The sequence below is a fragment of the Microbacterium sp. A20 genome (genome assembly GCF_004794515.1).
In the GTDB taxonomy this organism is placed as follows: Bacteria; Actinomycetota; Actinomycetes; order Actinomycetales; family Microbacteriaceae; genus Microbacterium.
This window is the reverse complement of record NZ_SSDF01000055.1, coordinates 22,584-35,159: the sequence shown is the minus strand read 5'-3', so window position 1 is coordinate 35,159 and position 12,576 is coordinate 22,584. Positions and strand designations below refer to the sequence as shown.

At 69.6% G+C, this 12,576-nt stretch carries 12 protein-coding genes; 4 read left to right on the top strand and 8 right to left on the bottom strand.

Translation table 11 applies throughout. From position 1 onward, the window contains the following. Positions 1-64: 64 nt before the first annotated feature. Entirely contained in the window at positions 65-1,534 is a 1,470-nt protein-coding gene (locus DW298_RS04305; RefSeq protein ID WP_136041243.1) for an oligopeptide:H+ symporter, read from the top strand. 30 nt (positions 1,535-1,564) lie between these two features. Here the strand turns inward: DW298_RS04305 and DW298_RS04300 are convergent, their stop codons facing one another. Both DW298_RS04300 and DW298_RS04295 read right to left on the bottom strand, forming a co-directional pair. Next, positions 1,565-2,254: a GNAT family N-acetyltransferase gene (locus tag DW298_RS04300; RefSeq protein WP_136041242.1), complete on the bottom strand. Its 690-nt coding sequence runs from the start codon at positions 2,252-2,254 to the stop codon at positions 1,565-1,567. Between the two features lie 48 nt (positions 2,255-2,302). Continuing rightward, positions 2,303-3,628, bottom strand: coding sequence for an alpha-hydroxy-acid oxidizing protein (locus DW298_RS04295; protein ID WP_136041241.1), 1,326 nt, complete (start codon positions 3,626-3,628; stop codon positions 2,303-2,305). A gap of 61 nt (positions 3,629-3,689) precedes the next feature. On the opposite strand from DW298_RS04295, the gene DW298_RS04290 reads away from it, so the two are divergent. After that, positions 3,690-5,132: an MFS transporter gene (locus tag DW298_RS04290; protein WP_136041240.1), complete on the top strand. Its 1,443-nt coding sequence runs from the start codon at positions 3,690-3,692 to the stop codon at positions 5,130-5,132. A gap of 19 nt (positions 5,133-5,151) precedes the next feature. Here DW298_RS04290 and DW298_RS04285 read toward each other — a convergent pair whose 3' ends face one another. The 4 genes from DW298_RS04285 to DW298_RS04270 form a co-directional block, all read right to left on the bottom strand. Continuing rightward, on the bottom strand, positions 5,152-5,553 hold the full coding sequence (locus DW298_RS04285; RefSeq protein WP_136041239.1) for a hypothetical protein: 402 nt from the start codon (positions 5,551-5,553) through the stop codon (positions 5,152-5,154). A gap of 119 nt (positions 5,554-5,672) precedes the next feature. After that, positions 5,673-6,638, bottom strand: coding sequence for a serine hydrolase (locus DW298_RS04280; protein WP_136041238.1), 966 nt, complete (start codon positions 6,636-6,638; stop codon positions 5,673-5,675). A 111-nt stretch (positions 6,639-6,749) separates the two neighbouring features. Next, positions 6,750-8,735, bottom strand: a complete 1,986-nt coding sequence (locus DW298_RS04275; protein ID WP_136041237.1) for a M13-type metalloendopeptidase — start codon at positions 8,733-8,735, stop codon at positions 6,750-6,752. A 135-nt stretch (positions 8,736-8,870) separates the two neighbouring features. Then, entirely contained in the window at positions 8,871-9,413 is a 543-nt protein-coding gene (locus DW298_RS04270; protein ID WP_240745013.1) for a DUF1992 domain-containing protein, read from the bottom strand. Between the two features lie 94 nt (positions 9,414-9,507). On the opposite strand from DW298_RS04270, the gene DW298_RS04265 reads away from it, so the two are divergent. Then, on the top strand, positions 9,508-10,830 hold the full coding sequence (locus DW298_RS04265; RefSeq protein WP_136041235.1) for an MATE family efflux transporter: 1,323 nt from the start codon (positions 9,508-9,510) through the stop codon (positions 10,828-10,830). A gap of 133 nt (positions 10,831-10,963) precedes the next feature. Continuing rightward, positions 10,964-11,230: a hypothetical protein gene (locus tag DW298_RS04260; RefSeq protein ID WP_136041234.1), complete on the top strand. Its 267-nt coding sequence runs from the start codon at positions 10,964-10,966 to the stop codon at positions 11,228-11,230. Between the two features lie 33 nt (positions 11,231-11,263). On the opposite strand, the gene DW298_RS04255 is transcribed toward DW298_RS04260, so the two are convergent. Both DW298_RS04255 and DW298_RS04250 read right to left on the bottom strand, forming a co-directional pair. Continuing rightward, on the bottom strand, positions 11,264-11,731 hold the full coding sequence (locus DW298_RS04255) for a VOC family protein (RefSeq protein ID WP_136041233.1): 468 nt from the start codon (positions 11,729-11,731) through the stop codon (positions 11,264-11,266). 68 nt (positions 11,732-11,799) lie between these two features. Next, complete coding sequence (locus tag DW298_RS04250) at positions 11,800-12,480, bottom strand: TrmH family RNA methyltransferase (protein WP_240745012.1); 681 nt, start codon at positions 12,478-12,480, stop codon at positions 11,800-11,802. Between the last annotated feature and the right edge of the window lie 96 nt (positions 12,481-12,576).

Below are 12,576 nucleotides of genomic sequence, written 5' to 3'. Positions count from 1 at the left end.
TGGTTGCCGCGCGCTCCCTGGCCTCGGCTGGCCTCGGCGGCTGCGCCGGAGTAGCGTCCTGGGCATGAGCACTGCAGCACCGACCCCGCATGCCCGCAACGACGACACCCGTTTCTTCGGGCAACCGTGGGCCCTGGTGCACATCTTCGGCGTGGAGATGTGGGAGCGCTTCAGCTTCTACGGCATGCAGGGGATCCTGCTCATCTACCTCTACTTCTCGGTCTCCCAGGGCGGGCTCGGCATCCCCGAGGCGATCGCGGGCGGCATCGTGGGCGCGTACGGAGGCTCGGTCTACCTCTCGACGATCCTCGGCGCCTGGCTCGCCGACCGCCTGTTCGGCGCGGAGCGCGTGCTGTTCGTCAGCGCGATGGTGATCGTGGCGGGCCACCTCGCCCTCGCCCTGCTCCCCGGCGCAGTCGGCGTCGGGGTCGGTCTGGTGCTCGTGGCACTCGGATCGGGAGGGCTCAAGGCGAATGCGACCTCGGTCGTCGGCAGCCTCTACAGCGCCGAAGACCCGCGTCGGGATGCCGGCTTCTCACTCTTCTACCTCGGCATCAACCTCGGTGCGTTCCTGGGGCCGATCCTCACCGGCATCCTGCAGTCCTCGCTCGGCTTCCACTACGGATTCGGGCTCGCGGCCATCGGGATGACGCTGGGACTCATCCAGTACTCGTTCGGCCGCAAGGCGCTGCCCGCCTCGGCGCGGGAGGTGCCGAACCCGCTTCCGAAGTCCCGCTATCTCCTGGTCGGACTCATCGCCGGTGCCGCGATCGTGCTCATCACCGTCCTGGTGCTCACCGGTGTGATCCGGCCCGACAACCTGGCCACCCTGGTGATCGGAGTCACGGTCGTGGCGGCGGTCGCATACTTCTCGGTGATCCTCGGCAGCCGCCGCATCGACGCCACCGAACGTTCCCGGGTGTGGGCCTTCCTGCCGCTCTTCATCACCAGCGTCGCATTCTGGTCGCTGTACCAGCAGCAGTTCACGGTGCTGACGATCTACTCCGACCAGCGCCTGGACCGGAACCTGTTCGGGTTCACGATGCCGGTGTCATGGGTGCAGTCGATCAACCCGATCTTCATCATCATCCTGTCCGGCGTCTTCGCCGCGATCTGGACCAAGCTCGGAAAACGTCAGCCCTCGACCCCGGTGAAGTTCGCGCTCGCGGCGATCATCATGGGATCGGCGTTCCTGCTGTTCCTTCCGTTCGCCGGCGGAGGGGCGAACTCCACGCCGCTGCTGGCGATCGTCGGGATCCTGTTCGTGTTCACGGTGGCGGAGCTGCTCATCTCGCCGGTCGGGCTGTCGGCCGCCACCAAGCTCGCACCGACCGTGTTCCGCACCCAGATGGTCGCGCTGTTCTTCCTGTCGATCGCGCTCGGCACGGCGATCTCGGGATGGCTCGTGCAGTTCTACAACCCCGACGACGAGGTGCCGTTCTTCTCGATCCTCGGCGGCATCGCCATCGTCGTCGGCATCGGTCTGCTGCTGAGCGTGAAGCCCGTGCTGAAGCTCATGCGCGGGGTGCGCTGAGCGCCTCCCGCTCTGATCGTGCGATGACGCTCAGGCGGTGAACAGGTAGCCGCGCGCGTTGTCGTACCCGGCGACCTTCAGCCCGCTGCCGAGCAGCCCCTCCATCTGTGCCCGGAGGCGCAGGCGCCACTCGTGGGCGGCCTCCGGATCGGAGACGCGCAGCGCCTCGATGTCTGCCGGGATCTCGAGGGTCTCGACGACCGCATCGTCGGCCGGGGGCTTCGCGATGTCGGCGAGCGCCCACTCGACGTCGAGGCGATCGCTCTCGTCGCCCGCGTCACCGCCGCCGAAGATGCCGTAGCGGTTGACGGAGTAGCCGGTCGCACGCGCGCCCAGCACGGAGAAGAAGAAGTGCGCGTTGCGCGCCACGAGCGGGTCGAACACCCAGGTGATGCGACCGACATCGCGCGAGAACGCCCACTGCCGCTGGTGCTCCTTGAGCTCGCGACCCCAGCCGCGGCCACGGTACTCCGGCAGCAGCGCCGTGATGTGCGAGTGCATCGCACGCCGGGCGGGCTCGCCGAAGAAGGCGATGGACGCGCCGACCATGCGCTCCTCGTCGCCCTCGCCGTCGAAGAAGCCGACGACGTAGTTGCCCGATTGCTGCAGGGCGCGCAGGGTGCCGGCATCCACCACGCGCTGCGGACCCCGGATGGAGTCGAGCAGGCCCTGGGCGTCGAGGATGAGTTCAACGGTGTCGAGGTCACGGATGGTTCGCACGCACCCAGTCTGCCCCTCCTCGGCCGGTTCGGGGAAACGGGACCGCGATCAGACCATCCGCAGCGCGTCGCGATCGAGCTGCGTCGCGGACGTCAGCCCGGCGAGGCCGAGCGTGATGTCGAGCTCGGCGAGCACGTTGCGCACGACCTCGCGCACGCCCGTCTCTCCGGCGATGCCGAGGCCGTAGGCGTACGGGCGCCCGAGAGCCACGACGGTGGCTCCGAGGGCCAGCGCGATCGCGGCATCCGCTCCACCGCGCACGCCGGAATCGAAGACGATCGGCACCCGGCCCGCCACGCGTTCGGCGATCTCGGGCAGCACGTCGAGCGTCGGCACCGACCGGTCGATCTGCCGACCGCCATGGTTCGAGATCCAGATACCGTCGACGCCGGCATCCAGCGCGGCCTGGGCATCGTCGGGATGCACGATGCCCTTCAGGATGATCGGCAGACTCGTCCACTCCCGCGCTTTCGCGAGGTCACCCCAGGTGAGCGCCGGGGTGGAGAACACGTCGAGGAACGTCTCGACCGCTGCACGCGGCAGCGGTGATCGCAGGTTGTCGCGCAGGGAGCCGCCGCCCGTGAGCGGTGCGCCTTTGCGGGCGATGGTGAGGGCGGCGGCCACCGCCTGGGCGGTGACCTTGACGCCCGGCGTATCGCCCTTCAGAGCGGCAGCGCGCTCGCGCACCAGCTGCTGGAACACCGGATCCGTCGTGTACTGCGCGATCCCCATCCCGCGCGTGAACGGCAGGTACGCGAGATCGAGATCGCGGGTGCGCCACCCGAGCAGATGCGTGTCGAGCGTGACGACGATCGCCTCGCAGCCGGCGGCCTCGGCGCGGGCGAGCAGCGAGCGGTTGAGGTCGTCCGACGCCGACCAGTAGAGCTGGAACAGGCGGGAGCCGTCGGGCGCGGCATCCGCCACCTGCTCCATCGGGAACGACGCCTGGTTCGACAGCGTGTACGGGACGCCGAGGGATGCCGCGGCGCGGGCGACCGCGAGGTCCGCATCGGCGTGCGCCATCTCCATCACCCCGAGCGGGGCGAGCAGCAGCGGGGTCGGCCGCCTCCTCCCGAGAAACTCCACGCCGAGGTCGCGCGTCGAGACGTCGCGCAGCGGGCGCGGCCACACCTGCCAACGGTCGAACGCCCGGCGGTTGGCGGTCATGGTGCGCTCGGCGCCCGCACCACCGGCGATGTACGCGAAAGCCTCGGCGCTCAGCGCCTTGCGGGCGGCCGCCTTCAGAGCAACGGCGTCGATCGGCACCGCGGGTCTCGTGCCGCTGATGCCGGCGCGGTAGATGTCGGACTGGGTAAGCCGGGAGATGCCGCGGTGGGCGGCGGGATCGTCCGGAGCGACGCTGCTCGTGACCATGACCACATGCTAGCCAGGGCCCGACGGCCCTGCAGCAGTCGATCGCCGATAGCCTGGGCCGGTGGGTGCGAACGACGACAGAGCCAGGAAGCGCCTCTCCCGCACCCCGCCGAAGTGGGCGATCGTCGCGGTGCTCGCCTTCGCGGGGCTCTGCTCCTCGTTCATGTTCACGCTCGTCGTTCCGCTGCAGGCCGAGCTGCCGCAGCTGCTGAACGCCTCCCGCGAGGACACGACCTGGGTCGTCACGATCACGCTGCTCGTCGCCGCCGTCGCCACCCCGATCTCGGGCCGTCTCGGTGACATGTACGGCAAGCGCCGGGTGGTGATCGCGCTGCTCGCGATCCTGATCCTCGGCTCGGTCATCGCCGCGGTCTCCGGCTCGATCATCGGCGTCATCATCGGACGCGCTCTCCAGGGCGCCGTGACGGGCGTCGTCCCCCTCGGCATCGCGATCATGCGCGACGTGCTGCCGCCCGAACGGCTCGGCACCGCGGTCGCCCTCATGAGCGCCACCATGGGCGTCGGCGGTGCGATCGGCATGCCCGTCGCCGCGCTCCTCGCCCAGAACGCCGACTGGCACATGCTGTTCTGGCTCGCCGCAGCCCTCGGCGTGGTCGGCCTCGTGCTCGTGCTGGCCGTGATCCCCGAAGATGTGCTCCGCTCCCCCGGCCGCCTCGACGTGATCGGTGCCGTCGGTCTGGCGATCGGCCTCACCGGCATCCTGCTCTTCGTCTCCCGCGGCGCGCAGTGGGGCTGGACCTCGCCGCTGACGCTCACCTGCATCCTCGGCGGACTCGCGGTGCTGCTGGTGTGGGGGTGGTATCAGCTGCGCACCAAGGATCCGCTGCTCGACCTGCGGGTGGCGGCGCGACCCGCCGTGCTGTTCACGAACATCGCCGCGATCGGCATGGGGTTCGCCCTGTTCGCCTCGAACGTGACGTTCCCGCAGCTGCTCGAGATGCCCGCGGTCGGCGGCGCCGGATTCGGGCTCGACATGCTCGCGGCGTCTCTCGTGATCATGCCCGCCGGCCTCGTGATGATGGTGATCTCACCGCTGTCCGGCTGGTTGGAGCGCACGGTCGGACCGCGGCCGCTGTTCACGGTCGGCGCCGGTGCGATCGTGCTCGCCTACGTGTTCGTGCTGCTGTGGTCTTCCGAGGTGTGGCACATCTTCGTCGCCAACATCTTCATCGGCGTCGGCATCGGCTTCACGTTCGCCGCCATGCCGATGATCATCATGCGATCGGTGCCCGCGAACGAGACCGGCGCCTCGAACGGCCTGAACGCCCTGTTCCGCTCGGTCGGCACCTCGAGCGCCTCGGCCGTGATGGGCGGCGTGCTCGCTGCGATGAGCATCGACGTCGACGGGGTCGCGGTTCCGACCCGCGCCGCGTTCGAGGTGTGCTTCTGGCTCGCGATCGCCGCCGGCATCATCGCGGTCGTGCTGTCGCTCTTCATCCCGAAGCAGCGCAGCTCCGAGCAGCATCCGTCCCTCCCCGGCTGAGCGCCGCCTCTCCTCCGAGTCAGCGGGTGATCGTGCGCGGGTCCGGGTCATCGTGCCGCGGCGGACGCAGCCGGTCCGGGATCGGCCACTCCAGCACGAACTGCGCGGTCGCCGGACGGGTCATGTCTCCGAAGTCGTCGACCTTCACCACGATGCGACCCGGCGCACCCTCCTCGTCGGGCGTGACCTCGAGGATGCGCACCCGCAGCGGGCGGTCCCCCTCGCCCTCCAGCATCCACGGGTCGGCGAGCCAGGCGATGCCGTGCTCCTCGAGCGCTACCTCGGCGTCGAGCCATTCGGTCGGGTCGGATGCCGGTCGACCGAGCACATCGACGGCGACCCAGTCATCGCCCGCCGGATGGATCCAGCCGAGCAGCTCTCCGTCGTCGCGGCGGTGCGGGGTCCAGTCGGGTTTCGGCATCCCTCGATGCTAGCGAGCACAGGCAACCCGGCGGGATCAGGCCGATTCTTCAGGTTCTCGCCTGTTCTGGCGTGATCGCCTGTTCTGGCGTGATCGCCTGTTGCGGCGTGCGCACGATCTCAGTGCGTGTACTCCATGAGCTCGACACCGAGCACCCGGAAGGCGTCGTGCGCGCGCAGTCGGTGCGTGATCGAGAGGTCGTCGAAGCAGACGATGAGCGAGTAGGCGACGCCGGCGCGCGGCCCCGCCAGCACACCCGCCTCGGCACGCACCCCGCGGTCGCGGCCGGTCTTGTTCACGAACAGCAGCCCGTGTGCGTCGTGGTCGTGCGCGAACGGGTCGAGGCCCGTGGATGCCGCGACCAGGCTCAGGTCCTGGTTCAGGCTCAGCCACTCCGACACCTGGGCGCTGACCGCGGCATCGACCACCTGCGAGTTCACGAGGGCCGAGAAGAGACCGGCGAGTTCACGGGCGGAGCCTACGGCGACCTGAGGGGCGTCGTCGGGCCCGCGGCGGTCGCGGAAGCGGTCGAGCAGGGCCGTGCGGCGCAGGCCCAGCGACTCGATGCGCTCGCGCACCCGGTCGTGGCCGACCTTCTGCAGCAGGGCGTTCACGGCGATCGGATCGCCGGCGGTCGCGGCCAGCACGGCGAGATCCTCGAGCGGCAGAGCCGGGGCGTGCAGATGCCGCCACAGACCGGAGCTCTCGACGGCGTCGACGCTCTCGCGCTCGACGATCTCGAACGGATCGAGCGCACCGCTCTGGAAACCGGCGGCCACCTCGATCAGCAGTGGCACCACGCCGAGCCCCGCGACGGGCATGGTCACGTGATCGTCGCCGGCCAGCACGTGCACATGATTGTCGAGGTCGACGACGTGCACCGAGACCTGGGCGCCGGAATCGACCAGCCCCTCCAGCGCACGCAGGGTGGCGGTGAAGGAGCGGCGGCCGAGGGCGGCTCGACGCGGGAGGCGACGACTGGTCCGCTGCGAGCGGCGGCCCGCCGTGGCGGACTCCGGCGCACCGCCGAGAGACTCCGGGGCCGAGGAGTTGCGGAACCCTTCACCAGGCTCGAGAGCGCCCACGCGTGATCCTTAGGAGGGGGGATTTGCAGGATACCGAGGGGAGGCGCTCCCCAGCGGCAGGGATATCGTAACCCCACCGCCGGGGGATGCCTCACCGAGTGCGACGATTGGTCACCAGATGGTCACACGCGATGCCTCGGGAAGCCACAGGGCATCGTTCTCGCTCACGCCGAATGCATCGTAGAACGCGTCGATGTTGCGCACGATCTGGTTGCAGCGGAACTCGTTCGGCGAGTGCGGGTCGATGGTCAGCAGCCGCAGCGTCTCGGCGTCGCGGCTCTTCTGCTGCCACACCTGCGCCCACGAGAGCAGCAGCCGCTGCACACCCGTGTACCCGTCGATGACCGGCCCTTCGACAGGCTCAGCGACCGAGGGGTCGGAGCGCAGCGACAGCTCGTATGCCTTGAGCGCGATGCCGAGACCCCCGAGGTCACCGATGTTCTCGCCGATCGTGAGCGCGCCGTTGACGTGGTGCTCGGCATCCAGCCCCTCGGGCACCAGCGCGTCGTACTGCGCGATGAGGGCCTTGGTGCGCTCCTCGAACGCCGAGCGGTCGGCGTCGGTCCACCAGTCCTGCAGTCGGCCGTCGCCGTCGTAGCGGCTGCCCTGGTCGTCGAAGCCGTGACCGATCTCGTGCCCGATGACCGCTCCGATGCCTCCGTAGTTCGCGGCGGCATCACGGCTCGCGTCGAAGAACGGATACTGCAGGATGGCCGCCGGGAACACGATCTCGTTCATCGAGGGGTTGTAGTACGCGTTGACCATCTGCGGCGGCATGTGCCACTCGAGGCGGTCGATGGGCGTGCCGACCTTGTCGACGTGCCGGTCGTGCTCGAAGGTCGACGCCCGGCGCACATTGCCGAACAGGTCGGTGCGGTCGATCTCGAGGCTCGAGTAGTCGCGCCACACCTCGGGGTGGCCGATCTTGGGGGTGAAGGAGTCGAGCTTGGCGAGCGCTCGCTCGCGGGTCTCGGCCGTCATCCACTCGAGCTCGGTGATGCTCTGCCGGTAGGCCTCGATCAGGTTCGCGACCAGCTCGTCCATCGCGGCCTTCGCCGTCGGCGGGTAGTGCCGCTCGACGTAGACCTTGCCGATCGCCTCGCCGAGCGCGCCCTCTGTCAGGGAGACACCGCGCTTCCAGCGCTCGCGGATCGTCGGGACTCCGGTGAGCTCGGTGCCGTAGAAGGAGAAGTTCTCCTGCACCAGATCGTCGGTGAGGTAGGGAGCGGCGGCGTGCACGACCTTGGCCCGCAGCCACGCCTTCCAGTCGTCGAGACGCTCGGGCGTGAGCAGCGACCCGAGCCCCTCGAAGAAGCTGGGCTGCGACACCACGACCTCGTCGAAGGCCGCGGGGTTCGACGGCGAGACCGCCTCGCGCCACGGGGTCAGGTCGACACCGGCGAGCTCCTGCAGCTCGTCCCAGGTCTTGAGGTTGTAGGTCGCCACGGCGTCGCGGCTGCGCACGTTGTCCCAGTGGTGCCCCGCAAGCTCGGTCTCGAGCGCGATGGCACGGTCGGCGTTCGCTGCGGCATCCGGAACCGCGGCGAGGTCGAGCAGCCGCTCGAGGTGCGCGCGATAGGCGACCCTGGTGTCGGCGAACGTGTCGAGCCGGAAGTAGCTCTCATCCGGCAGGGACAGCCCCGCCTGCATGAGCACGGGCAGGTAGCGCTCCGGGTCGCCCGGGTCGCCGTCGACGTACATGCCGATCACGGCCGCGCGGCCGTCGCGGTCGTAGGCGCCGACCGTGCGTAGGAACGCGGGGATGCCGTCGATCGCGTCGACCTCGGCGAGGGTGTCTGCCAGTGGCGCGAGACCGGCGGCATCGATGCGCTCGGTGTCTATGAAGCTCGCGAACAGGTCGCCGATCTTGCGGGCGAGTGTGCCCTCTTCGGCATCCTGCGACTCCTCGATGATCGCCCTGACGTCTTTCTCGGCCTGCTCCGCGAGAAGGTGGAACGAACCCCAGCGCGCCTTGTCGCCCGGGATCTCGGTGCGCGAGAGCCAGGCGCCGTTCACGTGGCGATAGAGGTCGTCCTGCGGGCGGATGTCGGAGCTGAACTCATCAAGGGCGAGGCCCACGGGAAGAACGTCAGTCATGCGCACCAGCCTAGGACGCCCCTCGGACTTCGGCCCGATTCCCTGCGCTTCCCTCGGCCGATCACACTTCGTTCGGCCGGATTCGCGGCATCCGGCCGACCGAAGTGCTTTTCACCGCGGGAAGCGCAGCCGACGTCAGCGGCGTCGCCAGCCGAAGCGTCGGCGCCGCGGCTCCGGCACGGGGGCAGCCGCCGGTCGCGCAGCCCGACGTTCGCGCCAGGCCACCACCTCGGCATCCACGTCCCGCGGTTCGGTCACGACGGGTGGCCCGCCCTGGAGCTGACGGCGCGCTTCGCGCACGCGCTTGTTGAAGTCCTCGAGCACATCGCGCACATCCGACTCGCGGCCGAGCAGGTCGAGCTGGTCGTTCAGCTCCCGGTCCTCGGTGCGCAGCAGGATGGCGGGCGGGCCGAGCCCGGTGAGGTTCTCGGTCTCGATCTTGCGGCGGATCCACCAATCGGGGTCGTGGTGCGTGCCGAGCCCCTCCAACGGCTTGCCCGCGCCGGGAAGGTCGTCGAACTCGCCGCGACGGATCGCCACCTGGATCGCCGTCTCGATGAAGGCGGCCCTGTCGACGGCGGCGCCGGCCCCCGGCGGGACGCCCGAATCCTCGTCCGCATCCTCGGCGTGCTGCTGCTTCGCGCGGTAGCGCGCGGCAGCTTCCCTGGGATCCGTCATGATGCACCTCCGTGGCATCCGATTCCGTTCCACCCTACGACGGCCCTCGGGGGCGCGGACGGCCGAGGTCGGCACCAGGTCATAGGCTCGGAGGATGACCGCGCGCGCCTCCCTCAACCGAGAGATCCTGCGCCTGGCGGTCCCGGCGCTCGGCGCGCTGATCGCGGAGCCCGCGTTCCTGATCGTGGATGCCGCGCTCGTCGGCCACCTCGGCACGACTCCGCTCGCCGGCCTCGGCATCGCGGGAGCCGTGCTGCAGACGATCGTCGGGCTCATGGTGTTCCTCGCCTACTCGACCACCCCTGCGGTCGCGCGTCGTTTCGGGGCGGGGCAACCGGGCGAGGCCGTCTCCGTCGGCATCAACGGGATGTGGCTCGCGCTCGGACTCGGCGCGGTGCTCGCCGTCGTCGGCGCGGTCTCCTCGCCGTGGCTGGTCTCCCTGTTCGGCGCGAGCGATGCCGTCGCCGCCCAGGCCAACGAGTACCTGGTGATCTCGATGTGGGGCCTGCCGGCCATGCTCATCGTCTTCGCCGCGACCGGGCTGCTGCGCGGCATGCAGGACACCATGACGCCGCTGTGGATCGCCGGGCTCGGTTTCGGCGCGAATGCGCTCCTCAACTGGCTCTTCATCTACGGACTCGGGTGGGGCATCGCGGGCTCCGCCGCCGGCACCGTGACGGCGCAGTGGGGCATGGTCGCCGCGTACGCTCTCGTCGTCCGCCGCCTGGCCACCCGCCACAGCGCCTCGCTCCGTGCGCAGCGCGCCGGCATGCGCAGCACGGCGACGTCGGGCGGGTGGCTGTTCCTGCGCACCGTGAGCCTGCGCGTCGCCCTGCTCGCGACCGTGGGCATCGCCACCGGCATCGGCACCGACGAGCTGGCCGGGTGGCAGATCGTGTTCACGATCTTCTCGGCCGCGGCGTTCGCGCTCGATGCCCTGGCGATCGCCGCCCAAGCGCTGATCGGCAAGGAACTCGGCGCGGGTGACGAGAAGCAGGTGCACCGCGTGCTGGCCCGCACCGTGGCCTGGGGCGCCTGGTTCGGCGTGGTCGTGGGGGGCCTGATCGCCGCCCTCTCCGGAGTGCTCGGCATCGTGTTCACGGGCTCGGCGGAGATCGCCGCACTCGTGCAGCCGGCTCTGCTCGTGCTCGCCGTCGCCCAGCCGATCGCCGGGGTGGTCTTCGTGCTCGACGGGGTGCTCATGGGCGCGAACGACGCTCGCTATCTGGCGATCGCCGGTGGCCTGAACCTGGTGCCGTTCCTGCCGGCGCTGTGGATCATCGCCGCGACCGGAGTCGACGGCACCGCCGGGCTCGTCTGGCTCGCGGTCGCGTTCTTCGGCGTCTATCTGCTCGCGCGGCTCGGGACCCTGGGGTGGCGCGTGCGCTCGGGGCGCTGGCTCTCCGCCACCGCGTGACGCCGGGGCGTCTGGAACTGCACCGATCCGCTCCATCGCGACTTCCCCACACCCGCGGGGATCGGCGGAATACTACGCCCCGAAACCCTGGCGCCCTCGACGATGATCGGGGGACACTGAAGGGATGCTGGGGATGACGGAACCACAGGTATGGACTCTGATCGGCGTCTTCGCCGCGGGGATGTTCGGAACCATCACGCTGATCTCGACGATGTTCCTGCGCATGATGCAGAACGGGTTCGATGGCGTGCGGAAAGAGTTCGAAGGCGTGCGGAAAGAGATCGGAAGCGAATTCGCCAGCGTGCGGACGGAGATCCACGCCCTGCACGGGCGCATCGATCACCTCGATCGCGACGTCAACGCGATCTACCGCCACCTCTTCGGCATCGACCGGGGCTGACCGCGCTGTTCAGCCCCGCCGCCCAGCGCGGGCTCAGGCGATCTCGAGCTCCGCGATCACGATCTTCTTCATGTGCATGAGCGCCTGGATCTGCTCCGGCCGCTGCTGCAGCAGGTCGAGCCCGGCGGGAACCACCTGCCAGCTGACGCCGAACCGGTCCTTGCACCAGCCGCACGCCTCCGCCTCCGGCACCGCGGAGAGCGCCTGCCAGTAGCGGTCGATCTCGCCCTGGTCGGCGCACTCGATCACAAAGGAGACGGCCTCGTTGAAGGTGAACTCCGGACCCCCGTCGAGGCAGCCGAATCGCGTGCCGTTCAGAGTGAACTCCCCGTTGATGACCTTCCCCGTCATGCCCTCGAAGTGCTCGCTGAGGTTCTCGTCCGGATAGAAGGTCACGCTGTCGATCGATGAGTTCGGGAACACCGAGACGTAGTACTCCATCGCCTCCTGCGCCCTGTCGGCGAACCAGAGGAACGGGCGGATTGGTGTGACGACTGCCATGTCGACCTCCTTGATCGGCACTCACGCTACGCCCGCAGTCACGGCCTGTCGAGGGGTTCCGGCGGTGATCAGCCGGCGTATCTCCGGCACCACTCGTACATGATCACGGCGGCTGCGGCGCTGGCGTTGATCGAACGCGTCGAGCCGTATTGGGTGATTTCGATGTGGGCGGTTGCGGCGGCGAGCGCCTCGGCGGAGAGCCCCGGTCCTTCCTGGCCGAACAGGAGCGCGCAGCGCTGCGGGAGTTCGGCGCGATCCACGGGCACGGCACCCTCGACGTTGTCGACCGCGATGATCGGGATGCCCTCGGCCGCGGCCCAGGCGGCGAATGTCTCGACGTCTTCGTGGTGCACGACATGCTGGTAGCGGTCGGTGACCATGGCGCCGCGCTTGTTCCACCGCCGGCGACCGATGATGTGCACGGTGTCGGCGAGGAACGCGTTGGCACTGCGCACGATCGACCCGATGTTCATGTCGTGCTGCCAGTTCTCGATGGCGACGTGGAACGGGTGACGCTGCGTGTCGAGGTCAGCGACGATCGCCTCCATCCGCCAGTAGCGGTAGCGGTCGATCACGTTGCGGGTGTCGCCTTCAGCGAGGAGCTCGGGGTCGTACTGCTCACCCTCGGGCCACGCCGCCTCCCCGCCGGGCCAGGGGCCGACACCGTACCCGGGCTGAGCGATCGACCCCGCGCTCACCGCGTCCGCCGGAACGTCGGGGTTCGTGCTGTTCGGCGCGGCGTCATCCATCCCGCCAGGCTATCGCCGCGGGAGGCACCTTCGAATCGCGCAATCGGTCCCATCCAGGCAGCGGATGCAACCACGCGATTCGAAACATATTTAGGT